Source organism: Bradyrhizobium nivariense (assembly GCF_029846695.2).
Lineage (GTDB): Bacteria > Pseudomonadota > Alphaproteobacteria > Rhizobiales > Xanthobacteraceae > Bradyrhizobium.
Genome location: NZ_JARWCR020000002.1, coordinates 220,722 through 243,735, shown reverse-complemented (window position 1 = coordinate 243,735; position 23,014 = coordinate 220,722). Strand labels below are relative to the sequence as shown.

The window sequence follows — 23,014 nt, the reverse complement described above, 5'->3', positions numbered from 1 at the left end:
GGTATTGTTAGGCCGAGTATTGTTAGGTAACGGGAGAGGCTTGAAGTGACCAAACATCCATCGTTGAGGCGCGGCCGGCGGCGCGCAGGCCGTGGGGAGGCGGGCTTCACCCTCGTCGAGATGCTGGTCGTCATCACCATCATCGGAATGATCATGGCGCTGGTCGGCCCGCGAGTCCTGAACTATCTCAGCGAGTCCAAGGCGAAGGCGGCGAAGATCCAGATCGAGAGTTTTTCCAGCGCGCTCGATCTCTATTATCTCGATCTCGGGCGCTATCCGACATCCAATGAAGGTCTCGCGGCGCTGACCCGCAATACCAGCCAGGCCGGCTGGAACGGGCCTTATTTGCGCGGCGGCGTGGTGCCGAGCGATCCCTGGGGGCACATCTATGTCTATCGCTCGCCGGGCGCGAGCACACCCTACGAGATCGTCTCGCTCGGATCGGATGGTCAGGAAGGCGGCAGTGGAACGGCAGCCGACATTGTCAGCGGCGCGCGCTGAGGACATCTGCGATGCGCGCGGCTTCGCGCTGATCGAGATCCTGTGCGTGCTCGCGATCATCGGCCTGCTCGCGGCGATCATCCTGCCGGCGGTTCCGCGCACGACGACGCGGGCGAAGTTGGAAAGCTACGCGGTCGAGATCGCCGCGCTGCTGAAGGCCGATCGCAACGCGGCACTGCGCCGGGAGGTCAGGGTGGCAACCCAGGTGGATGCGGAGGCGCGCGCGATCCGTTCCGGCGTCACCGGTCGGACCATCCGCCTGCCGGGCGACGTGGTCGTGCAGGCGATGCTGGCCTCGCGCTGTGCCGACCGCGCCACGGGGCGGTCGATCGATTTCTTTCCGTCGGGCATGTCGTGCGGCGGGGTGATCGCGCTGGCACGCCCGGGCATGGGCTATGAGGTGCGCGTCAACTGGTTGACCGGAGGCGTCGAGATTGTCCCGCAGAAGCTGCTCTGACGCCGCCGGCTTCACCCTGATCGAGGCGCTGGTCGCGCTCGCGATCATCGCGGTCGTGCTCGGGACGATCGGCTCGGTCATCGCCACCACGGTGAAAGGCACGCGGGCGATCGATCAGCATCTGGCTCTCGCCGGCACTGCCGAGACCCTGCTTGCGGACCTGCCGGCGCGCTCCTTGCTGAAACCCGGCCGGCAGAGCGGCGAACTGGCCGGCAGCCGCTGGCGCGTCGACGTCGCGCCGATGAACGTGGCGGGCGGCGATCCCGCCACCGACCGCTTCGTGCCGTTGGCCGTCAATCTGCGCCTCCAGCGCGCCGACGGCAGCGCGATTCAGATCACCACGGTGAAGCTGGTGCCGAGGGCTTCGCAGTGAAGGGCCTGGCAATGAAGCGCCTGCGCCGCGCGCTGGCAGACGAAGCAGGCTTCACCCTGCTCGAAGTGTTGCTCGCAACGCTGCTGATGACCGTCATCCTGGGGACACTGGCGACCGTGACGGCGCAATGGCTGCCGAACTGGAATCGCGGCATGGCGCGCGTGCAGCGGGCGGAGCGTCTCGCAACCGGCCTCGACCGCATCGTCGCCGACCTGTCGGTCGCCGAGCAGATGACGGTCAACAGCGATGCCAGGGCGCCGCTGTTCGACGGCGCCGAATTGTCGGTGACCTTCCTGCGCACGGCGCTCGGCCCGAGCGCGCGTCCGGGGCTCGAATTCATCCGCCTGATCGAGAAGGCCGACGCTCAGGGGCTTGCGCTGGTGCGCGAGCGCGCGCCGTTCCAGCCGATGCCGACCGACGGGCAGATCCGCTTCGTCGACCAGGTCGTGCTGATCCGCGCGCCGTTCCGCGTGAGCTTCGCCTATGCCGGGCCGGATGGTCAGTGGCTGCCGACCTGGCGCGGCCAGGCGCAGCTGCCGGATCGCATTCGCATCACGGTACGCAACAGTGCCACCGGCCAGGTCCTCTCGGTCTCAGGCGCGGTGACCCCGCACATCACGGCCCCGGCCGAATGTGCGCGGGCGAAGAATCCGACGACCTGCGTGACGGCGCGCACGCGGCCGCAACAGGCGGAGAAAGAGGAGAAGCAGCTGTGAGCCGAGCGAGGCAAGACCGTGCGAGGCTTTGTGACGGCCGCGGCTTCATCGTCGTTGTAGTGCTCTGGATGCTGGCGGCGCTGGCTGCGCTCGCGCTGATCTACCTGACTTATGTCACCAACACTGCGGTCACGGTCGCCGTCAACGCCGACCGGTTGCAGGCGGATGCGCTGGTGAACGCCGGGCTCGAACTCGCGGCCTACCGGCTGACGGCGCAGAACGAGGCCACGCGTGCGACCAGCGGCACCTTCAATGCCCGCGTCGGCGCCGGACGTGTCAGCGTCACCTTCCGGTCGGAGGCCGCGCGCATCGATCTCAACATGGCGCCGAAGCCGATGCTCGCAGGGCTGATGATGGCGCTCGGCGTCCCAGCGGCGGACGCGCCGGTTTATGCCGACCGGATCCTCGCCTGGCGCTCGTCGACGGAGCCCGGCCAGGACAATCCGGAGGATTCCTACTACCGCACGCTCGGCGCGTCCTATCTGCCGCGCCACGCACCGTTTCCGCACAGCGACGAGCTCTGGCTGGTGCACGGCATTCCGGGCGCCGTCGTGGAACGCGCGCTGCCCTTCGTCACCGTGTTCAGCAACATGCGGACCGTGAACGTGCTCGACGCCGCGCCGCAGGTGGTGGCGGCCCTGCCGGGCATGGCGCCCGAGATGCTGCAACAGGTGCTGCGCGACCGCGCCGATCCCAACGTCGATCCGAAATCCCTGATCGGGCTCGCCGGCGCCACCAACGCGACGGTCGAGGGCTCGAAGGCGTACCGCCTGACGGTCGCGGTCGAGGCGCCGTCGCATCGGCGGAGCTCGGCCGAGATCGTCATCCTGCTTCTCGAAAGCGGCGATGAGCCGTATCGTGTATTGTCGTGGCACAACGCCTACGACGGCTCCGCCGGAAAGTCTCTGTGAGATGAGTTCGCTCAATTCCCTTCGCGCCATTATCGATGCATGGACCGGCACCGTGGCCGGCACGGTCGTTGCCGGCCTGGAGCGGATGGTATCGCCGCGCGTGGTGCGGCTGGTCGAGACCGAGAGCGGTGTGTTCGCGCTGGATGCGGCGAAGTCGGAGAACGTCCCGAAGGAAATCGCGTTCGAGGACGGCAAGTTCATTGGTGCCGATCTCGCGCAGATCGTCCGCGGCAGCCGCATCGAGATCGTGCTGCGGCCGACGCGTTTCCTGTTCCGTCCATTGGAGCTGCCGGCGCGCGCGGCCGATTTCCTGGACGGCATCGTGCGGGCGCAGATCGACCGGCTGACGCCCTGGAGCGCGAGCGAAGCCGTATTCGGTTGCAGCGTTCCGGTGGCGCATGGCAGCGAGAGCATCTCCACGGAGATCGCGGCGGCACCGCGCAGGTTGGCGATGAGCTATGTCGAGGCGGTGTCGCCCTTCCATCCGACCGCGATCGCGATCGCGACGGAGACGCCCGAGGGCGGGCGCATCAAGGTGTTCGAGCAAAGATCGCGCGGCGCGATCGACCCCGTGCGGCTGAGCCGGACGTTGCAAGCGGTGCTGGCTCTCGCTGCGGTCGCCGCGGTGATCGGATCGGTCGCAGCAAGCTACCTGGCCGACAGCCTCAGCGCGCAGGAGAGCGAGCTCGAACGGCAGATCACCCAGCGTCGCGCCGCGCTTCGCGGCAGCGACGGCGGCGAGCGCTCGCCGCTCGCGCTGCTCGAGCGCCGAAAGTACGAGACGCCGGCGAGCGTGATCGTGCTGGAATCGCTGAGCCGGCTGTTGCCGGACCACACCTATGTCACCGAGCTGCATCTGGCCGGCAACAAGGTCCAGATCGGCGGCATCACCCGCGATGCGCCCTCGCTGATCCCGTTGATCGAGCAGTCCCAGCATTTCACCCGCGCGACCTTCTACGCCCCGACGACACGTAGCCCGTCCGATCCCGGCGAACGCTTCCACATCGAGGCGCAGATCGAACCGAGGAACGCGCCATGAACAAGATCGTGAGCAGCGCCAAGGTCGCAAGCGGAAATGCGGTTGGGCGGGCGCTCGCCGGCTCGCCCCTGATCGCGGTCACGCTCTATCTCGCGATCGCAGGCGGGCTGTTGCTGATGGCGGGGCTGTCGATCGCCGAAATCATCGCCCATCGCCAGGCGCTGGCGCAGACCTCCGACCTGCTCGACCAGCTGCGCGGCCGCAAGAGCGGCGCCAAGAACGCCGCAGCTCTATCGGCCGAGCATCCCGGCACGCCGTTCCTGGAAGGGCCGACGGTAACGGTCGCGGGCGCCAATCTGTTGCAGCGGGTTGCCGCCGCGGTCGCCGATGTCGGCGGCTCGGTCCAGTCCTCGCAGGTCGACGTCTCCGGCGCGCAGACCAAGGACGGTTTCGTCGGGCTCGTCGTCAGCTGCGAGCTGGAGCAGCCCGCGCTCCAGAAGCTGCTCTACGACCTCGAAGCCGGCATGCCGTTTCTGTTCATCGATCAGCTCGACGTCCAGGTGCCGCAGACCACGGCGCTGAGTGATGCCGGCGCCGGCCGCGTCAGGGTGATTTTGGGAGTCTCCGGCCAATGGCAGGCGGGGAAGTAGGCGGCCTCGTCAACCCGCCACGTCGACTCACCAAGCGTACTTGAACACGCCCTTGCCGGAATAGCTGGTGACGTTGCCGGAGAACTCGCCGTCGAAGGTGCCGGCGATCGAGAAGCCGCTCAGCCATTTCATCTCGGCGCTGGCGCTGACGAGCGCGGAGTCGGCATCGACCCGGGCGCCGTTCACGACGAAGCTGGTGCCCGGCAGGGTCTGGAACAGCGCGGTGACGGCGCGGCTCGGATTGTAGTCGTGCGCCCAGGCGGCGCGGCCGCGCAGCGTCAATACGCCGTTCTGCATCGCGTACGACTTGTCGGTGCGCAGGCCGAGCTCGGAACGGGTGTCGGTCAGCGATTGCGAGGCGTAATTCAGCGCGAACAGGCCGCCGCCATTGAGGCTGACTTCGGAGTAGTTGGGCAGATTGAAGTTCGTCACCTGCGCCGCCGCATAGGGCGTGAGGCCGATCATCGGCGTCGCGAAGCGGTAGCCGCCCTCGAAGCGGGCCGAGAAGGTGTCGGCCTTGAAGCGGCCCTGCAGCTGGTCGAAGCCGGCGGGCGCCACGGTGCGGTTGGTGGTGACGTCATGCCAGCCATAGGCAAGCGCGGCCGAGACATAGGCCGGTCCGAAATTGTGCCGGCCATAGACGCCGGCCTGGAACAGGTCGGCTGAGCCCGAGCCCATCGCATTGGCGAGCGAGTAGCTCAGTCCACCGCCGCCGAGCGCGAAGCCGACCAGCGTGTCCACCGAGATCCTGTAGTCGGCGCCGGCCGCGCCGCCCCAGACCCGCGCGGTCAGGTCCTGCGAGCCGACCGGCGCATTGCCGCCGACTTGTGCCGAGCCGCCATAGCCGGCAGTCCAGAGGCTCCAGCGGCTGGCCGGCTGCGAGGAGAGCAGCGGCGCCTTGGTCGCCATTGCATAGGCCTCGCGCTCGCGCGCGTTGGCCGGACGCATGGATGCATAGGCGGCCGCGTCGTCGCTCTCGGCGAATTGCGCGACGCTGCCCGCCTTGGCGAAACCGCCCGAGCGGCCGATGACGGTCGGGTCGAGCATCAAATTGAGGAACTGCCCGTCGGCGTTGATCGCGGACTGGATCACGCCGGTACCGAGCTCGCCCGAGGCGGTCGTCAGCCCCGCCGGCGTCAGTGCGGCGAAGGCTGCCGGAATGCCGCCGGTCGAGTTGAAGAAATTGGTCAGCGTGTTGGCGACGTTCTGCTGGTTGACATTGAGGCCGCCCGCCTGCGCGAAGTTGACGTTGACGTTGAGGAACACGTTGTTGGTGTCGTAGCTCAGCGTCGCGTTGAGCGTCGGCATGTTGGAGACGACAGTCGAATTGAAGCTGGTGCCGCCGAGGGTGCCGGTCGCGGACAGGATCTTGTACTGCTTCTGGACTGTACCCGAGGTGAAGTTCGCACTCACCGTTGCGTTGCCGAGCGTGGCTGCGCCAAGGACGTTGGTAAGGCTGGCATTGGTGGAGGAGACCTGCACCAGATAAGTCGAGGCCGCGGTGAAGCTGAGGGGGCCGTTCACGGTCAGCGGTCCGAACGGGCTCACGGCGCTGCCCGGCGCCAGCGTACCGCCGTTGACCGCGACATTGCCGACCGTGCCGGAGCCTGCGAGCGTGCCGCCGGCATTGACGGTGCTCGCGCTCAGGATCGAGCCGTCCACCACCAGCGTGCCGCCGTTCACGGTGGTGGCGCCGCTATAGGTGTTGGCACCGGACAGCGTCTGCGTGCCGCCAGCCACCGTCAGGCCGCCGCCAGCGCCGCCGTCGTCGATGACACCGGCGAAGGTCCCGTTTCCGTTGGTGATCGTCAGGGTGCTGGCGCCGAGATTGACCGCGCCCGAGCCCGACAGCGACTTGATCGAGGTACCGGCGCTCAGGGCCGAGATGTCGAAGATTCCGTTGGCGATGACATTGCTCGAGGTCGCGATGCTGCCATCGCTGCCGCCGAAATTGATGAGATCGAGCTCGCCGCCGCTCGCGATGGTCGTAGTGCCGGTATAGGTGTTGGTACCGTAGAACTGCTGCACGGCCCCGTTTGCGATCGCCAGGTTGCCGCCGGCGCCGCCGCCGATGCCGCCGTCCTGGATCACGCCGCCGAAGAAGCTGCCGTTGGTGATCGTCAGTGTCTTCGATCCCAGTGCGACGATGCCTTCGCCAAATAATGAGGAGAGTCCGGCAACCGATGTGCCGGCAGCGGTCTGGGAGATGTCGAATATGCCATTGGCACCGAAGAACACGATGACGGCCGAATTCGCGATCGATCCGTTGCCCTTCATCGCCAGCGTCGCACCCGCATCGATCTGCGTCGCGTTAGTGTAGGTGTTCACGCCGGACAGCGTCTGCGTTCCACCGAAAACATCTAGGCCGCCGCTGCCCTGGATCGAGCCGGCGAACTCGGTCGAACCATTGGTGATGGCCAGCCCGTTGCTGCCCATCTGCACGACACCGCTGGAATTGCCGGCGAGCGTTGTGATGGCAATGGAGGAGAAAGAAGATGCCGAAATGTCCAAGGTCGCATTCACCGTGACGACACTGGACGAGGCGATGCTGACGAAGCCGGACAGCGCCAGTGTCCCGGCTGAAATCGTGGTGGCGCCCGTGTAGGTGTTGACGCCGGTCAGCGTCAGCGTGCCGGTGCCGACCTTGGTCAGCCCGCCGCCGGTGCCGGAGATCACGCCGTCGACCTGGGTCGAGGTGTTGAGGCTGCCGGTGGTGAGGGTGTTGGCGCCGAGCACGAAGTTGCCGGCGCCTTCGATCGAGCCTGCTGACATCCCGCCGCTGGTCAGGCCGGAAATATCGACCGTGCCCCCGGCGTTGTTAATGAAACGCGCGCTGCCGCCCGTGCTGGAGCCGTCGAACGTCACCGTTCCGTCGTTGGTGATGGTCGAAGTGGCGGCGGTCGTGGTGTTGTGGAAGTTCAGCGTCGCCGATGCGAGGTTGTTGATCGTGGCACTGCCCGCCGAGGCGCTGGTGAAGAAATCGATCTGGCCGTTGGCGTTGTTGGTGATCTGGGCGCTGCCGGCAGAGCTGGAATCCTCGAACGTGACGAAGTTGTTGTTGACGAGGGTTGCCGTTCCAGCGGTGCTGTTCTGGAGGAAGTTGACGGTGCCGCCGGCATCGTTCGTGATGGTCACCGCCCCGGCGCCGCCGCTCGCGGTGCTGCTGTTCTGGAACACCAGATTGTTGCCGGAGGTGACTTCGAAGTTCTGCGTATGGCCCGTGTCATTGTTGATGATGCCCGTTCCGTTGACGATGAACGGGTTGCCGACCGTGACCGAGTAGGCCTGCGAGGTGGTGGCGAACTGGATCGTGCCGATGACGACGACCCCGTTGTTGTTGTCGACGGCCGTGCTTCCGGTGTTGGTGAACGTCGCGGTTCCGTCCGGCACGAACGGGTTGGATGACCAGTTCGTACCATCCGTCCAGTCGCTGCTGCCGCCAACCCAGTCGCCGTTCAGGGCGTGCGCGGCGGCGACGCCGAGCGCAGTGGTCGCCAGCAGGGTCGCCAGGGAGTGGCGTACGACGGATCGCAGCCCGTATCCGATCCGCCCAGCAGCCTTTGTCGGTCCAGCCATCCGGTCTTCTCAAATCAGCAAAGAAATCATCGCAAGCGTGCAATTGCGGCACGTGGCAAGCCCCGCGCCATGTCATGATCTCATGGCGTTGCAGCGTGCCGCAATGAACGGATATCCATCTGCGCCGGGTTCCGGCCTGTTCCGACTTGCATTTTCGGCGATCGTGGCCATCGGGCAACATATTCATGCATTGCAACACGTGCCGAACAGAATGGGCGTGCCGTCGGGTTCGGCAGGACGCTGTGGGTTGATGACGCTCCCGATAGGAACTAGTTTGGTAGGGTACCTCGCCGTTTGTTCGCGCGGCCGGTGGTGGCAGGGGAATGTCGATGGTCGGGTGGTTGAGGCCGACAGGAGTGGCCGTACTGTGCGTGGTTCTGGGCACTGCCGGAACCAGGGCCGCCACCTCGTCGCGGATGGATGTCCTGTCCGACGATGCTGCGGGCAGCCCCGCCGAGATTGTCGACGTTGGAACGATGCGGCCGATCGCGCGGCCCGCGCAGCAGGCTCCCACCAGGCCCGTTCCTCGCGGCAATCCGCTGTGGTCGGTGCCGCTCTCGGCCCTGACCGCGACCCAGGAGCGCCCGATCTTCTCGGCCATGCGCCGGCCGCCGCCCCGCGCGGTCGCGGCATCGCCGGTCGAAGAGATTTCCGCACCGCCGCCCAAGGCGGTCGAGGCGCTGCCGCCGCTATTTTTGGTCGGAGCCGTGGTGGGTGAGGGCGACGCCATCGCGATTCTCGTCAACCGCACCGATCAGAAGGTCGTGCGTCTGCGGCAGGGCGAATCGCTCGGCGGCTGGTCGCTGACCTCGGTGCAGCCACGCGAGGTGACGCTCAAGCAGGGCGAGCGCAGCGAGGTGCTGGCGCTCCAGCGGCCGGACGCAGCCGCTCCCGCGGGCCCGCCTGCGGATGCCAGTGGCAAGCCGACGATGCCGGGCCCGGCCGATCCGGCGTTCTCGCCTTTCGCGCCGCGCTCGACGCCGAAGAACGGCGAGTCGGATGGACTCTGAGCGTGCCTTCCCGAGATCGCGCCGCAGGCGTCCGTGATCTGTCCTGGCAAGCCTCGGGTTGAGCCCTGAAACAACGGTTGAACGGGTCCGGCCCAGCCGGGCCGGCTGCGGTCCCTGCCGGCTATCGACATTCCGTGAACTGACTGCTAGCCCGAATTCGCGATGCCTAGGGGGACCCCTGATCGGCGCGGGGCAAAGGCTTGGTGAGGTGATGGCCGGGTGGCTGGCATGACGTTGAGAAAAACACCGCCCGATCTGCTGGGGAATTCGGCGTGGAATGCGATGGCCTTCCTGGTGGCCGTGGTGCTGAACCTGGCCGTCCTGCCTTTCGTGATCACTCACCTCGGCCTCGCTGCATTCGGCGTCGCGGGTCTTGTCACCGCATGCATTGCGCCAGCACTGGTGTTCAGCAACGCGCTTGGACTGTCGACGTCGCGCGAGCTTGCACAGCGACTGGAGCCAGCCGACCGCGACGATGCGCGACGCCTGTTCGCGACCGCGGTCATGCTCGCGGTCGGCGCGGGCGGGCCAATCGCCATTTTCCTTCTGGTTGCCGGGGCTCCGCTTGCGCGTCTCGGATTTCATCTGGCCGGTCCCGCCGCCGACGATCTCGCACTGGCCTTCGCGCTGGCCGGTATCGGCTGGCTGTGCCAGTGTGTATCGGCGGTCTTCATTTCGTTGTTCACCGCGCGGCAAGACTATCGCCGGATCGCCTCGATCGGCATCGTCAGCACCGTGATCTCGACTCTTTCGATGCTCCTCCTGATCCCCGCCGCGCCACACGCATCGACGTTCCTGGGTTGCCAGGCGCTGGGGTTGGCGATCGGCCTGCTGCTGGCCCTGGCTTGGTGTCGCGGCCAAATGCGTCAGTGGCTGGCACCTCCAGCATTGCATCGCGAGGCGCTCCGCAGGCTGGTTCGGCTGGGCGGATGGCAAGTTGCCGCACAGGGCGGCGCGCTGCTTGCGGGGCAGGCCGATCGATATTTGCTTGGCGCGCTGCTGCAACCGCAGTTTGTCGGCTTCTACGGCGTTGCGCAGCGCCTGCAGGAGGCGACCTACATCGGTATCCTGAAGGTCGGCGAGATCCTGTTTCCCTTCTTCAGCACGCTGCAAGGGGAGAGCGAGGATCGCAAGGTCGATCTGCTGTTCCGATCGTCGTGGATTCTCAACGTCCTGGCCGCAAGTGCCCTGGGCGGATTGATCCCCGTGGCTGGCCCGCTGCTGCATGTTTGGACCGGCGCCGAGGTCGCAGCCGAGGCTGCACGGGTTCTCGTCGTACTGTCGATTGCCGGGATCCTCGGATCGAGCGCGAACGTCTTCGGCTTTTACTTGCTGGCGCACGGGCGGTCGCGCTCCAACGCGCTCGTCGCCCTGATCACCGGTGTCGTCACACTCGTTACCAGCGCGATCGCATTGCCACGCTTCGGATGGCAGGCCGCAGGCTGGAGCGCATGCGCCGGAATGATCGCGCAGATGGCGACCATTGTCTTCCTGTTGCACCGTAGTTTTGACCTCGCCGGCATGTGGTCGCGCATCGTGCATTGCGTGCTGATGCCGCTTGGCATCGGGATCGCGACGGCGCTGGCGGTGCGATACGGTCTCGACCGCGCGCCATTCCAGCCCGCGCCGTCCTGGTGGTCGGTGGGAGCTGTCTCGTCGCTGACGGCCGCGGTCATCCTCGTGATCGCGGTTGCCGCGTCGCAATTGGGTCCGTATCGAAGGGCCTGCTGGCAAGATATTCGTTCGATCGTCGGTCGCTTCTTGCCCGTCAAGGCTGTCTAGGACATGTGCGGAATCGCAGGCATCGTAAATCTGGGTGGCAATGCGGTCGAACCGGCCGACATCTCGCGGCTGACGGGCCTGATCGCGCATCGCGGTCCGTTCGGCGAGGGGACCTGGTTCAGCGCAAACCGAAGCCTCGCATTCGGCCACCGCCGCCTGGCGATCATCGATCCCGGCGAGGGCGGCTATCAGCCCATGCTGTCTGCGGACGGCCGCCACGTGATCGTGTTCAACGGAGAGATCTACAACTTCCTCGAGCTTCGCCGCGAGCTCGAGGCGCAGGGCGCGGTGTTCCGCAGCCAATCCGATACCGAAGTGATCCTGGCCGCCTGGCAGGCCTGGCGGGAAGACATGCTGCCCCGCTTCAACGGCATGTGGGCCTTGGCGATCTTCGACACCAGCACCCGCGAGCTGTTTCTTGCGCGCGACCGCTTCGGCATCAAGCCGCTGCTCTATGCCGCGTCGCCGGAACGATTCATCTTCGCCTCCGAGCAGCGGGCGCTGGTGCGGAGCGGACTGATCGATACTTCCGTTGACGTGGAGGTTGCGCGCCGGCTGCTGCTCGATGCCTTCGGGATCGAAGGAAGCGAGCGGACCCTGTTTCGGCAGGTCCGCCGCCTGCAGGGCGGCCACTGCATGTGGCTTCGCCAGGGCAAGGTCAGTGTCAAACGCTGGTGGCGGACCGTGGATCATCTACCGCCCGTGCCGGCCACCGAAGCCGAACGCGTCGCGCGCTTTCGCGAGCTGTTCCAGGATGCCGTGGCCCTGCGCATGCGCAGCGATGTGCCGATCGGAACATGCCTGTCCGGAGGCTTCGATTCGTCGGCAGTGATTTGCGCCATGGCGGCGCACGAGAAGGAAGGCATGGGGCCGCGTGACAGCACGGCATGGCGTCACGCCTTTGTCGCGGCGTTCCCCGGCGCCTCGAACGACGAGAGGCCGATGGCCGAGGAGGCCGCCGCCTGGGCCAATGTCGCGCCTACTTTTCTTGAAATCGGACAGACCGATGCGCTGACGGATATCGATCAGATTCTCGACGACCTCGATGACGTCTACATCGCGTTGCCCAGCGCCATATGGCTGCTCTATCGGCAATTGACGCGAAACAGCGTGACGGTGTCACTCGACGGCCACGGGGCGGACGAGTTGATGGGCGCCTATTTGCAGGAAGGACAAGCACGCGCATTCCGAATACGGAACGCGGCTGAAGACCTCGCTTCGCGTTCGAAACTGGCGCGGCGCGGCGTGGATGTCCTGCGTGCGTTGGCCCTCAAGCGGAAGGGCGTGTATTTTCTGCGCGGCGGCCTGCGCGATCTTCCCGCCCAGCTCCCGCTGACGGCGGAGGACGATGTGCTGCCGCGTGAATGGGGTGGCTTGAACAAGCGCCTCTATCGGATGTTTCACAGCACGGTGCTGCCCACCATCCTGCGCAACTTCGACCGCCTTTCGATGGCGCACGGCGTCGAAGTCCGCATGCCCTTCATGGATTGGCGGCTGGTGACCTACACGATGGCGCTTCCCGAAAGCAGCAAGTCGTCAGACGGCTATACCAAGGCTGTTGCCCGGCGGGCGATGGCCAACCTGATGCCGGAGTCCATTCGCACCGCGCGCCGCAAGGTCGGCTTCAATTCACCGATGCCGGAATGGTTGAACGGACCGCTGGCCGGCTGGACGGCCGACCTGCTGGACAGGAACGTGCCGGCGTTTGCGGAACTGGTGGATGAAGCGGGTCTGCGCGCGGCGGTCAGCCGTTTGACGGCGTCGAAGTCCTGGGATTGGGAGTCGGTCGGGCGGATCTGGCCGTATCTGAACATGAAATGGATGTTGGCGAGGTACGTATAAGCAATGCGTCTGTTCCAAAATAGCTGTTTCTATCCATCCTACCTGCCGCGATTGAACCAGCTCGCGGCAAAGGCCGTTAGCTTCGAAGAGCGACGCCGGGTGTTTCTAAACGATCGCTTCGGTGCATCGCATTTTCTGAAACCGGTGCTCGATGGGTCGCCGGAGGCCTTCTTCACCAATGGGGATGACGAGGTCCTGCAGCGCCGCTGGGCGCGCGAGCAGGGCATGCCGGGGGAGCCGACGCTCGAGGCCATCCTGCTCGCGCAGATCGAGCACCACGCCACCGAGGTGTTCTACAATCTCGATCCCGTACGCTACCCGAGCGCATTCGTTGCCAAGCTGCCGGGTTGCGTCAAGAAGGCGCTGTGCTGGCGTGCCGCGCCGTCGGGAAATGCCGATTTCACGGCCTATGGCGCCGTGCTTGCAAACTTTCCTTCGATGCTCGATATGTGGCGCCGCAAGGGATGCCGGGCCGAGCTATTCTACCCTGCGCATGATCCGGTTATGGATGAATATGGCCACGGAGAACGTCCGATCGACGTCGTCTTCGTCGGTGGTTATTCACGACATCATCGTGAGCGTGCAAAGACGCTAGAGCGAGTCGCGCGCCTAGCCGACAGTCATAATGTTGTGCTTTGTCTTGACGCGTCGCGTCTGACCAAGCTCGCCGAGAGCGCAATCGGACGATTGCTGCCCTTGCGACACCACAGGCGTCCTGATGCGATCGCAGCTATTGCCCGGCCGCCGGTATTCGGGAGAGCGCTTTACGAGCTGATTGGTTCGTCTAAGATCGCGCTCAATGGCTCGATCGATATGGCGGGCGAAGATCGCGGCAACATGCGCTGCTTCGAGTCGATGGGGTGCGGTGCATTGCTCGTATCCGACGCCGGAAGATATATTGACGGCATGCAGGCTGGGATCACGATCGAGACTTACGATTCCCCTGAGCACGCTGCTGAAATGATCTCACGGAGTCTGCAGGACTGGCCGAGATCGGCCGAGGTCGCAGCGCTAGGTCGGGCACGCATCCGCGACATTTACCACAAAGACATGCAGTGGGAACTGTTCGGCGAGGTCGTAGGGCGCCTTTGACCGCGCAGTCGCTCTGTTGGAGGTGTCAATTGAGAATCCGAGCACTTTGGATTTTGGTACATGAGAGGATGCGCTGATGTCCAGCCTTTCCACGCTCATGCGGTGGTGCGCACACGCCATCGATGGCATCAATTTAGACTATATTGCCCAGCGCCTGATCGGGAGGGCGACCTGCCGCTTGGATCGAGGTTCATTCTTGGCCCGTAGCGCGCGGATCAGGAATGCGCTCGGCAATAGCGAGAAGATTATAGTTGGCAGCCATTCTCACGTCAGGGGTGAACTGATGGTTCTCGGTCACGGCGGTCAAATTAACATCGGAGAATGGTGCTATGTCGGGGTTGGCACGCGTATCTGGTCAGGCGCGTCGATCGACATCGGGAATCGTGTTTTGATCTCGCATTCCGTCAACATATTCGACAATCTCTCGCATCCCATCCGTGCTTCCGAGCGGCACGAACAGGTGAAGCAGATTTTCTGTACCGGTCACCCAAGGCAGCTTTCTCTCGACGACCGGCCGATCAAGATTTGCGATGATGCGTGGATCGGTGCTTGCGCCATGATTATGCGCGGCGTGACCATTGGTGAGGGTGGGATTGTCGCCGCTGGTGCTGTGGTCACCAAGGATGTTCCGGCATATTCCATCGTAGCAGGCAATCCTGCGACCATCGTCAGGGAATTGTCGCCGGACGAGCGATGAGGGAGCGTATGGCAATATCGATAGGATTGTGCTTGCGAGCCAAGCGAGCGTCTCGTTGGCAGGAGTCAAGGTAGCATCATGTCCACGTGGGTTACCGGTGCGAACGGATTCATCGGACGTCATCTCGTTCGCGAGCTGGCGGGCGTCGGCCATACGGTCCATGGCGTCGGTCACGGTGCGCTCGATCCGGCAGATGCGCGCGCTCTCGGTTTGCAGACATGGATCAATGGTGAAGTCGACGCTGCCAATCTGAATGCGCTTGCCGCCTCGCACGGCCTGCCGTCGCAAGTCTTCCATTTGGCTGGCGGATCGTCGGTCGGGCTGTCGATCGCGCGCCCGTTCGAGGATTTTTCGCGGACCGTGACGAGCACGGCCCGTCTGCTCGAATGGCTCCGAAGTTTTGCGCCCGAGAGCCAGCTGGTGGTTGCGTCGAGCGCGGCGGTCTACGGCGCAGACCATGCCGGTCCGATTGCCGAAAGCGCGGCGCTGGCGCCGATGTCGCCCTATGGCCATCATAAGCTGATGATGGAGCAGCTGTGCCGGAGCTATGCCCAGAGCTTCGGCCTTCGCTGCACCGTCGTGCGATTGTTCTCGGTCTATGGTCCGGACCTTCGCAAGCAACTTCTCTGGGACATCTGCTCGCGGCTGAAGAGCGAGGAACGGTCTCTCAATCTCGGAGGGACTGGGGCCGAGATAAGGGACTGGACCGACGTTCGCGACGTCGTCCGCTTGCTGGTGCGGGTTGCGGAGGACGTGCGCGGGGATGATTTTCGCCTGATCAATGGCGGCTCGGGGCGCGGGACGAGCGTGGCCGACATCGCCGACGGCCTGATCCGGAATTGGGGAAGCAATACTGTTGTGCGTTACTCCGGCGTGGCACGGCCGGGCGACCCAATGAGCCTGCTGGCGGAGGACGGGCGCTTGCGCGAGATGAATTTCGATTGGCGCCTTCCGCTGGAACGCGGTCTCGCCGACTACGTCGAATGGTTCAGGAGCGTGGCCCGTGCCTGAGCGCGCGCCGCTGCGGATCGCATTCACCAACATCCCGCGTCGCCTGTGGGCGGGCGGTCACAACTATCAGCGCAATCTATTCGAGGTTCTGAACCGGTACAGTCCGGGGACGGTCACACCGGTGCTGTTCGCCGGAACGAAGGACGATCCCGAGGAGATCGCGGCGCTCGCCAGGATCCCGGCGGTGGAGCTCATTCAATCGCCTGCGTTCGATCGCTCCGGGACGGGACTCTTCGGTGCGCTCGCGCTCGGGCGCGATGGACCGGCAGTGGCCGAGTTCCGCGCGCGGCGAATCGACATGGTGTTCGAGTCCGCCCGCTTCTTTGGCTGGCGCCTTCCGTTTCCGGCCATCGCCTGGTTCCCGGATTTTCAGCACCGCCTGCTCCCGCATCTCTTCTCCAGGAGTGCATATTGGCGGCGCGATCTCGGCTTTCGGGTTCAGATCGCGTCCGGCCGGCACATCATGCTGAGCAGCGCCAGCGCGCTCGGCGATCTCAGGAGGTCTTTTCCGGGCATTTCGAACGGCGTTTCGGTCGTCCGGTTTGCGACGGAGCCTCCGGTCAGTCTGCTCGCCACGCAGCCGTTCGAGGTGACTGCACATTATGGCCTTCCGCCACGGTATTTCTACCTGCCAAACCAGTTCTGGCGGCATAAGAATCACCAGATCGTGGTCGATGCGCTTGATCTGCTGAAATGCCGGGGGCTCGACGTCGTCGTCGCGGCATCCGGAAGCACGCAGGACTTCCGTGAATCCGGCCTTTTCGAGAGGACCATGAGTGACGTCAGGTCGCGCGGTCTCGAGATGAACTTCAGGCATCTCGGAATGATTCCACTGGATCATGTCTACGCCCTCCTGCGCGCATCGATGGCTCTCATCAATCCTTCGGAGTGCGAGGGGTGGAGCACGACTGTCGAAGAAGCAAAGTCGTTTGATGTCCCGATGATCCTGTCCGACATCGATGTCCATCGCGAACAGACCGAGGGCAGCGCGCGATACTTCGGCATCCGGGACTCGAAGTCGCTGGCCGATCAGATGTTGCAGGTTGTGCAAACCGCCGGGCCTGCGACCGTCCGCGATTTGTTGCCGAACCTGGAGCAGCGCGTAGAGGCGTTCGTTGCGGATTTCATCCGACTGACTCGGGATGTGATGGCGTCACGGCGCGGCTAAGCCTGATTGGAAGCGTGGATGCGCGCGGCCTGGTCGCATGGCCACGATTGTCGGAGCGACCGAACCCTTCGGTGCTCGACGAACTCGCGCCGATCCAGGCCTGCTCGGTTGAGGTTTGGCAACGATATTTACAAGTTTATGCCGCAGTGCTAGCAGATACGCGCAGTAACGCGTCGGTGCTTGCTCAGTTGTAGTCATGATTGATATCGATGCCATTGGGCTTTTTGCACCTCTCGTCACAACGACAGGCTTATTGATCGTCTCGGCGGCGATCGGGTGTCAGCGATCAAACCGATGACGAAGACCTGGTTGACGAACGCAGCCATAGCGGTTTGGATCTCAACTAACTCAGTCCTTATCCTCTTGTATGGCATGAGTGGCACGAAGGGCCATGCAGCCATAACAGCGGCTGTCATGATCGCGCCGCTACTCGTCATATCGAGGAAATTTCGTCCGCTACCAGCAGACTATTTGTTCGCTGCATTGGCAGCGCTCATGGTGGCGTCGGTTGTGGTCAACGGTCGAACGACGAATGATCGCGACTATGCGCTGCTCGCCCTTTCGATGGCCGCCTATCCCGCGTTCCGGGCCGTGGGTCCTCGTTTTGATCTCTCGCGCTTCTCTTACATCACGGCAGCGCTCGTTTTGGTCGGGACCCTGTTGACGGCTTGGGCGGTGGTTTACGACCGGAGCGGCGAGTACAAGCCGCTGGTTCTGGGCTTCCACGAAGGTCCGACCGTGTTTTCGCTGACGTGGTGCTTCCTGGTCTTTGCTTTCCTTTCGATGAACTTATCGTCGCTGCAATGGCGTGTTGTCGGCGGATTGATCGCCTTGCCTGCGTTCGTGTTTGCCGCAGCAATGGTGCGGCACCCTTTCATCGCCCTGGCTCTCACGCTGGTTGCGACGGCCAGGATGGGCAGCCGGCGCCAGATTGCGGTAGCCGGCGTAGTGTGTCTGAGCATTGTCATTGGTTTGGCTGCTCGTCCCGCGATGTCCGGCAAGATCATCGGGCTTGTCCTGGAGAACGCGCAGAAGCCGGTCGTGGCGTGCGATACCGAGGATACCTTTGCGATTCGAATCATACTCACAAAGGAAGCCTTGAATCTGTTGCCGAAGGTTGGTCTTCTCGGCCAAGGTATCGGAACGTTCGCTCAACAATCTTGCTATAAGACGGAGCCGCACAACGTTGTACTGCAAGTCGCAGTCGAGGTTGGTGTTGCTGCAGCGCTGCTTTTGGCTGCTGCGTTTATTTCGGCTTTGATGTCGGTAGCAAAGCGTGCGCGCTCTGATGCCGCCGCGTCCTTTGTGTTTGCTGGCCTGGTATTCGTCGGGATTGAGTTTTTGATGAGCGGCTCGATGACGAACTCGGCGCTACTGTTTGGATTTATGGGCTGGGCGGTTGGGCTGCCGCAGAATGATGGGCACGAGATAAGCGGTCAACCGCATCCTCTCGCCGGCCCGTAGCCGATGCCCCGGCCGTAAATCAACTCCAGATCCGGACCTGGTGGTGCGCTCGTTGCGGACGCTCGCTTGCGGCCGACGAAAGGTGTGAGCGGGATCAGGCCAGCTCAAGCGTACGCTTGAAATAGGCGATCGTCTCCTTCAGCCCGTCCTCGAGCGCGACCTTCGGCTCCCAGTCCAGTGCGGCCCTTGCCTTGGTCAGGTCGGGCTGGCGCTGGCGCGGATCGTCCTGCGGCAGCGGCTGGAAGATCAGTTGCGAGCGCGAGCCGGTGAGCTTGATCACCTTCTCGGCGAGCTCGCGGATGGTGAACTCGGAATTGTTGCCGATGTTGATCGGTCCGGTGATGTCCTCGCCGGTCGCCATCAGCCGCATGATGGCCTCGACGAGATCGTCGACATAGCAGAACGAACGGGTCTGCCCGCCGTCGCCGAACACGGTGATCGGCTCGCCCTTGAGTGCCTGGACGATGAAGGACGACACCACGCGCCCGTCATTGGGCTGCATGCGTGGGCCGTAGGTGTTGAAGATGCGCGCGACCTTGATCGGTAGGCCGTGCTGGCGCCAATAGTCGAAGAACAGCGTTTCGGCGCAGCGCTTGCCTTCGTCGTAGCAGGAGCGGATGCCGATCGGGTTGACGTTGCCCCAATAGTCCTCGGTCTGGGGATGGATCAGCGGATCGCCATAGACCTCGCTGGTGGAGGCCTGGAAGATGCGCGCCTTGAGCCGCTTGGCGAGGCCGAGCATGTTGATGGCGCCGTGCACCGAGGTCTTGGTGGTCTGTACGGGATCGCGCTGGTAGTGGATCGGCGAGGCCGGGCAGGCCAGGTTGAAGATCGCGTCGACCTCGATGTAGAGCGGGAAGGTGACGTCGTGCCGGACCGCCTCGAACAGCGGATTTGCGATCAGATGGGCGATATTGCGCCGGCTGCCGGTGAAGTAATTGTCGGCGGACACCACCTCGGCCCCCGTATCGAGTAGCCTCTCGCAGAGGTGCGATCCGATGAAGCCGGCGCCTCCGGTCACGAGGATGCGGCTGTTCTTGTAGCTTTCAAACGGCATGATCGGTTCCAGATTATCCGCGGCGGAGCGCGCTGAGTGGTATCGGCAACGGCCGGACTCGCCAATAGCCAAATGGCTTGGTCCAAGGTATCTAAATACCTATACTGTGCATGGGGTTGTTTTCGCGATTTTTGTGGGGGGGGGCGCTGGCTAGAATTCCCGCCGTTTCAGCCAGGCGCGCGCACCCCAATGGGCAAAGCACCAGGCCGATCTGATCACGGAGAGGCGTTCGACATTGCGGTAGATCTGCCAGACCCATTTGGCGGAGCGCGCCGGGCGGCTGGAGACCGACGAGCCCCTGACGCGGTAGCGCGCAAGGTCCTCGTTGAGGCCGTATGCGGTATGGCCGCGCTTGAGGATCGAGAGCCACAGGCAGAAATCGTCGTAGCCCTCGTTCTTCATCGCGATGGGACCGACGATCTCGCGGTCGACCATCGCGGTCAGCGTCGCGATCGCGGTGTTCTCCAGGAGCTGGCCATAGGTGAGCGAGGCCGGCACCTCGATCAGCCGTCCCGTGACCGTGTTGCTCTCGTCGATGCGGCGGAACGCGGTGTAGCTGAGGGCGGCCTGCTTCTCCCGGGCGAAGGCGAGCTGGCGCTCGAGCTTCCCCGGCAGCCACAGATCGTCGCTGTCGAGGAAGGCCAGATAGCGGCCCTGCGCGGCGTCAATCGCGGCCTGGCGGGCGAGCGCCGGGCCGCCATTTTGGGCCTGCCGGAGCAGCTTGACGCGGGGATCGCGCTCGCCGATCGCCGCGATGATCGCCGGCGTCCCGTCGGTCGAGCAGTCGTCCGCGATCAAGAGCTCCCAATCGGCGAATGTCTGGTCCTGCACCGAGCGGATCGTCTCCTCGATCAGGCCTTCGACGTTCCAGGACGGTGTGATGATCGAGACGAGCGGCATGATGGGTCCGTTCAGTTCGTACCGGCGGGCTCGGCGATTGCCGCGCGCAAGGAGGCCGCAAACGTGTCGAGCAGATTGGGATCGCCGATATAAAGCTCGCCCGGATATGACCGGCGCCAGGCAGACTCGAAATAGGGCGCCCCCCTGGCCGGATCGAACGGCCCGGCGGAGAGCGCTTCGCGCAGCCGCGCCGGCACGTCGGCCAGTCGGTCGACCGCATATACCAGCGGGCAGGATCGGTAGAACGCATCGCCCATCACAACGACAGGCTTGCCGAGCAGCAGCGCTTCGGCGCCCGACTTGCTGTTGACGGAGATGACGGCGTCAGCGCGATTGAGCACGGTGTAATTGTTGGTCTGCGGCGGCAGCAGCACGAAATTGTCGAACCGGCGCGCGAGCTCGAACAGGCGCGAAGCCGCGATCGCGCCGATCTGGGCGGGATGTTCCTTGACCACGAGCACATGCGAATCCGGGATCGTGCGCAGCAGGAAGTCGACGGTGGCGACCTGGTCGAGATAATCCGGCGAGCGCAGCGTCAGCGCCATGTCGGCCGGGACGTGGAAGGGATAGTAGACGAAGGGCGTCTCAGGGAGCGGGCGATAGAGCTTGCGCAGCCGCGTCGCGTTGAGCGCCATTGCCGCATGAACACGCGCGTGGCGCAGATTGTGCCCGAACTCCTGGTGCTTGCCGAGCGCGAACTGGTCCCAGAGTTTTTCGGCAAGACGATGGGCATTGCGCAGGTTGACGACCTTCTTGAAGGCCGCCGAATAATGGTGCTGGTCCTTCTTGGGGATGACGATCGCACGCTGCGTCAGCGTGTCGTCCAGATAGGCGCGCACCTCTGATGATACCGTGTCTGCCGCCGCCGGCATCACGTCGGGAGCTGCGAGACTGTCGGGCGTAAAATACATCCGGCCGCGGAAGAACGACGGCTCGATGAACCAGTTGCGGATGTTGCGGCGCCTTGCGGCGTAGAAGCTCGCGATGACGGAGAGAAAGCCGCCGAGCTCCTGCACCAGCTCGACGCGCGTGCCTTGCGCCTCCAGCCGGTCGAGTAGCGCCTCCATGGCGTTGGCATAGATCATGAAGCGCCAGCGCAACGCAGCCGTGTCTCGGATGCCGAAAGTGAAACGCTCATGGCTAAACAGGAAATTTGTCCCGTCGAGCCCGTAGGCAGCAACGCGCGCGTCGAACGCCTTGCGGTTGTCGGGTGCAGGGCCGGCCTTGAGGCCGTCGCGGTACATGTTCGTGACCGGCACGCCCGCAGCGGCCGAAATCTCGGCGCTGCGATCGTCGAAGGCGAGCAACTCGACATCATGGCCTGCCGCGCGCAACCGCTGCGCGACCGGAATCCAGAACCGGGTCTGGTATTCGGCAAGCGTGGTGATGAGAATGGTCTTTGCAGATGTGGTCATGGCTCTATTGGACCTGTTCGATCGCAATGCTCGCGAGCGGCAAGCCCGTCGTCGCGCAATGCGCGCGTCGCGCCGCGAATTGCGACGGGCTCGTGCGATCATGAGCTGCGATCCGCTGAAGCAGGGTTTTGACGAAGGCCGGCTCGATCCGCTTGTCGCGCCGGGCTGGATTGAACCGGCTGCGCAACCGCTCGGTGACGGCCGAGCCGAGCGCGGCGCTCGCGGTGCCCTTGACGATCTGACCGAGGCTCGGATTGGCGCGCGTGCCCTTCACGGTCGCAAGCAGCGACACGTAAGGCCGGCGGGAGCCGGTCGCGCGGGTCAGGACGTCGGCTACTCGTTCAGCGGCCTGTCCATCGTTGCGATGGAAGAAAGCCTCGATGTCTGCGGCGTGAACGCCGGCGAAGTCGAAGGTCCCGGTCTCGCGCTCGACGTGGTCGATCGCACCAAGCAGCTCGTCGAACGAGGTCACCTGCCGGCTCACGCGCGCGGGCAGGCCGGCATGGCCCGCCGTGGTCGGTGTGTTCAAATATTCGAGCTGGAGCGGCAGCTTTCCGAGCAATACCGATTCGACGGCCGTCCCGCAGTTGAGATGGACGACCGCGGCCGCATTGCGGATGCGGTCGAGCACGCTGCCGGTGCCGTCGATCACGACGTTGGCATGGCGCGAGAGCGCATTGCGATAGACGTCGTCGCTCTCGAAGGGATGCGGACGGACGAGAATGTGCCGGTCCGGCCGCGCTGCGGCGAGCCGCTCGATCTCGGCGAGATAGTTCGTGAAGACCTGCTTCAGGTCCGCAATGAAGCGATCGACATAAGCGCCGTCCCAACCGGCCCGCACCATCGCCTCGCGCTCCCCGCCCGGCTTGCCGGTGAAGCGCGAATTGACCAGCGGAAAGTTGGCGTTGACGAGCAGATAGCCGTGCGGCTCGCCGTCGAGCAGCGCGCGCCAGCGTGGCGCCGCAAAATCGAAGCGCGGGCAACCGGTGAGGTGAAGCTGCTCAGGCGGCATGGTTCCGGCCGTCAGGAAGGCGTCGTGCAGCCGGCTGCCCCAGAAGAAATAGCCCGCCAGGATGTCGGCGTAGCCGCTGTCCTTGATGTGCGCGGCCATCGCCGGCGGCGAGTTGCCGCCCTTTTCCGCGAGCACGCCGCCTTCGGTATCGAGCACGTACAGTGCTAGGCCGGCCTTGGCGAAGCTGCGCATCAGGTCGAAATTGACCGGACGTGCGTAGTTGACCACCAGCGCGTCGAGCCCGAGCCGTGGCACATCGACCGCCTGCTCGTACATCGGTACCAGCACGACGGAAACGCCGCGCCGCGCGAGTTGATAACCGAGCATGACTGCGCCCGGCAGGTCACGCTTGGGGTGATCGACCACCAGGCCTATGCGCAAGATGTGAGCTCCCGGCAGGT

The 23,014-nt window shown here is 64.5% G+C and carries 20 protein-coding genes; 15 read left to right on the top strand and 5 right to left on the bottom strand.

Going from position 1 to position 23,014, the window contains the following annotated elements:
* Positions 1–45 precede the first annotated feature (45 nt).
* The 7 genes from gspG to gspM are packed head-to-tail and all read left to right on the top strand — an operon-like array spanning position 46 to position 4,587.
* Complete coding sequence (gene gspG, locus QCM77_RS03015; RefSeq protein WP_279663014.1) at positions 46–501, top strand: type II secretion system major pseudopilin GspG; 456 nt, start codon at positions 46–48, stop codon at positions 499–501.
* Positions 464–958: a prepilin-type N-terminal cleavage/methylation domain-containing protein gene (locus QCM77_RS03010; RefSeq protein WP_279681942.1), complete on the top strand. Its 495-nt coding sequence runs from the start codon at positions 464–466 to the stop codon at positions 956–958. The genes gspG and QCM77_RS03010 overlap by 38 nt, the downstream gene beginning before the upstream one ends.
* Complete coding sequence (locus tag QCM77_RS03005; protein WP_279681940.1) at positions 936–1,331, top strand: PulJ/GspJ family protein; 396 nt, start codon at positions 936–938, stop codon at positions 1,329–1,331. The genes QCM77_RS03010 and QCM77_RS03005 overlap by 23 nt, the downstream gene beginning before the upstream one ends.
* A gap of 11 nt (positions 1,332–1,342) precedes the next feature.
* Entirely contained in the window at positions 1,343–2,047 is a 705-nt protein-coding gene (locus QCM77_RS03000) for a general secretion pathway protein GspJ (RefSeq protein WP_279681938.1), read from the top strand.
* A complete protein-coding gene (locus tag QCM77_RS02995) occupies positions 2,044–2,958 on the top strand; it encodes a type II secretion system minor pseudopilin (protein ID WP_279681936.1) in 915 nt (304 codons plus the stop codon). Before QCM77_RS03000 ends, QCM77_RS02995 begins: the two co-directional genes overlap by 4 nt.
* A 1-nt stretch (position 2,959) precedes the next feature.
* A complete protein-coding gene (locus tag QCM77_RS02990) occupies positions 2,960–3,997 on the top strand; it encodes a PilN domain-containing protein (protein WP_279681934.1) in 1,038 nt (345 codons plus the stop codon).
* The gene (gspM, locus tag QCM77_RS02985; protein WP_462804283.1) at positions 3,994–4,587 is read left to right on the top strand and encodes a type II secretion system protein GspM; all 594 of its coding nucleotides are present in this window, start codon (positions 3,994–3,996) and stop codon (positions 4,585–4,587) included. The genes QCM77_RS02990 and gspM overlap by 4 nt, the downstream gene beginning before the upstream one ends.
* A 27-nt stretch (positions 4,588–4,614) precedes the next feature.
* On the opposite strand, the gene QCM77_RS02980 is transcribed toward gspM, so the two are convergent.
* Entirely contained in the window at positions 4,615–8,163 is a 3,549-nt protein-coding gene (locus QCM77_RS02980) for an autotransporter outer membrane beta-barrel domain-containing protein (protein ID WP_279681932.1), read from the bottom strand.
* 371 nt (positions 8,164–8,534) lie between these two features.
* On the opposite strand from QCM77_RS02980, the gene QCM77_RS02975 reads away from it, so the two are divergent.
* From QCM77_RS02975 to QCM77_RS02940, 8 genes are all read left to right on the top strand, one after another.
* Positions 8,535–9,173, top strand: coding sequence for a hypothetical protein (locus QCM77_RS02975; protein ID WP_279681931.1), 639 nt, complete (start codon positions 8,535–8,537; stop codon positions 9,171–9,173).
* A 228-nt stretch (positions 9,174–9,401) separates the two neighbouring features.
* A complete protein-coding gene (locus QCM77_RS02970) occupies positions 9,402–10,955 on the top strand; it encodes a lipopolysaccharide biosynthesis protein (protein WP_279681929.1) in 1,554 nt (517 codons plus the stop codon).
* Between the two features lie 3 nt (positions 10,956–10,958).
* The gene (asnB, locus tag QCM77_RS02965; RefSeq protein ID WP_279681927.1) at positions 10,959–12,797 is read left to right on the top strand and encodes an asparagine synthase (glutamine-hydrolyzing); all 1,839 of its coding nucleotides are present in this window, start codon (positions 10,959–10,961) and stop codon (positions 12,795–12,797) included.
* Positions 12,798–12,800: 3 nt separating this feature from the next.
* Entirely contained in the window at positions 12,801–13,889 is a 1,089-nt protein-coding gene (locus QCM77_RS02960; RefSeq protein ID WP_279681925.1) for a glycosyltransferase family protein, read from the top strand.
* A 76-nt stretch (positions 13,890–13,965) separates the two neighbouring features.
* Positions 13,966–14,586 (top strand): acyltransferase, encoded by a 621-nt coding sequence (locus tag QCM77_RS02955; protein WP_279681923.1) that lies wholly within the window; start codon positions 13,966–13,968, stop codon positions 14,584–14,586.
* 78 nt (positions 14,587–14,664) lie between these two features.
* Positions 14,665–15,597, top strand: coding sequence for an NAD-dependent epimerase/dehydratase family protein (locus QCM77_RS02950; protein WP_279681921.1), 933 nt, complete (start codon positions 14,665–14,667; stop codon positions 15,595–15,597).
* The gene (locus QCM77_RS02945) at positions 15,590–16,765 is read left to right on the top strand and encodes a glycosyltransferase family 4 protein (RefSeq protein ID WP_279681920.1); all 1,176 of its coding nucleotides are present in this window, start codon (positions 15,590–15,592) and stop codon (positions 16,763–16,765) included. The genes QCM77_RS02950 and QCM77_RS02945 overlap by 8 nt, the downstream gene beginning before the upstream one ends.
* A 294-nt stretch (positions 16,766–17,059) precedes the next feature.
* Complete coding sequence (locus QCM77_RS02940) at positions 17,060–18,229, top strand: hypothetical protein (protein ID WP_279681919.1); 1,170 nt, start codon at positions 17,060–17,062, stop codon at positions 18,227–18,229.
* 94 nt (positions 18,230–18,323) lie between these two features.
* Here QCM77_RS02940 and QCM77_RS02935 read toward each other — a convergent pair whose 3' ends face one another.
* The 4 genes from QCM77_RS02935 to QCM77_RS02920 form a co-directional block, all read right to left on the bottom strand.
* On the bottom strand, positions 18,324–19,286 hold the full coding sequence (locus QCM77_RS02935; RefSeq protein WP_279663030.1) for a UDP-glucuronic acid decarboxylase family protein: 963 nt from the start codon (positions 19,284–19,286) through the stop codon (positions 18,324–18,326).
* A gap of 150 nt (positions 19,287–19,436) precedes the next feature.
* Positions 19,437–20,186: a glycosyltransferase family 2 protein gene (locus tag QCM77_RS02930; RefSeq protein WP_279681917.1), complete on the bottom strand. Its 750-nt coding sequence runs from the start codon at positions 20,184–20,186 to the stop codon at positions 19,437–19,439.
* 11 nt (positions 20,187–20,197) lie between these two features.
* Positions 20,198–21,601 (bottom strand): capsular polysaccharide export protein, LipB/KpsS family, encoded by a 1,404-nt coding sequence (locus QCM77_RS02925; protein ID WP_279681915.1) that lies wholly within the window; start codon positions 21,599–21,601, stop codon positions 20,198–20,200.
* A gap of 4 nt (positions 21,602–21,605) precedes the next feature.
* The gene (locus QCM77_RS02920) at positions 21,606–22,994 is read right to left on the bottom strand and encodes a surface carbohydrate biosynthesis protein (protein ID WP_279681914.1); all 1,389 of its coding nucleotides are present in this window, start codon (positions 22,992–22,994) and stop codon (positions 21,606–21,608) included.
* Positions 22,995–23,014 lie beyond the last annotated feature (20 nt).

Excerpts from the sequence above, each read along its gene's own strand:
- QCM77_RS02930 (WP_279681917.1), bottom strand. The coding sequence starts at position 20,186 with ATGCCGCTCGTCTCGATCATCACACCGTCCTGGAACGTCGAAGGCCTG.
- QCM77_RS02925 (WP_279681915.1), bottom strand. The coding sequence starts at position 21,601 with ATGACCACATCTGCAAAGACCATTCTCATCACCACGCTTGCCGAATAC.
- QCM77_RS02955 (WP_279681923.1), top strand. The coding sequence starts at position 13,966 with ATGTCCAGCCTTTCCACGCTCATGCGGTGGTGCGCACACGCCATCGAT.
- QCM77_RS02950 (WP_279681921.1), top strand. The coding sequence starts at position 14,665 with ATGTCCACGTGGGTTACCGGTGCGAACGGATTCATCGGACGTCATCTC.
- QCM77_RS02990 (WP_279681934.1), top strand. The coding sequence starts at position 2,960 with ATGAGTTCGCTCAATTCCCTTCGCGCCATTATCGATGCATGGACCGGC.
- QCM77_RS02940 (WP_279681919.1), top strand. The coding sequence starts at position 17,060 with ATGACGAAGACCTGGTTGACGAACGCAGCCATAGCGGTTTGGATCTCA.
- QCM77_RS03000 (WP_279681938.1), top strand. The coding sequence starts at position 1,343 with ATGAAGCGCCTGCGCCGCGCGCTGGCAGACGAAGCAGGCTTCACCCTG.
- gspM (WP_462804283.1), top strand. The coding sequence starts at position 3,994 with ATGAACAAGATCGTGAGCAGCGCCAAGGTCGCAAGCGGAAATGCGGTT.
- QCM77_RS02970 (WP_279681929.1), top strand. The coding sequence starts at position 9,402 with ATGACGTTGAGAAAAACACCGCCCGATCTGCTGGGGAATTCGGCGTGG.
- QCM77_RS02935 (WP_279663030.1), bottom strand. The coding sequence starts at position 19,286 with ATGCCGTTTGAAAGCTACAAGAACAGCCGCATCCTCGTGACCGGAGGC.
- asnB (WP_279681927.1), top strand. The coding sequence starts at position 10,959 with ATGTGCGGAATCGCAGGCATCGTAAATCTGGGTGGCAATGCGGTCGAA.
- QCM77_RS02960 (WP_279681925.1), top strand. The coding sequence starts at position 12,801 with ATGCGTCTGTTCCAAAATAGCTGTTTCTATCCATCCTACCTGCCGCGA.
- QCM77_RS02980 (WP_279681932.1), bottom strand. The coding sequence starts at position 8,163 with ATGGCTGGACCGACAAAGGCTGCTGGGCGGATCGGATACGGGCTGCGA.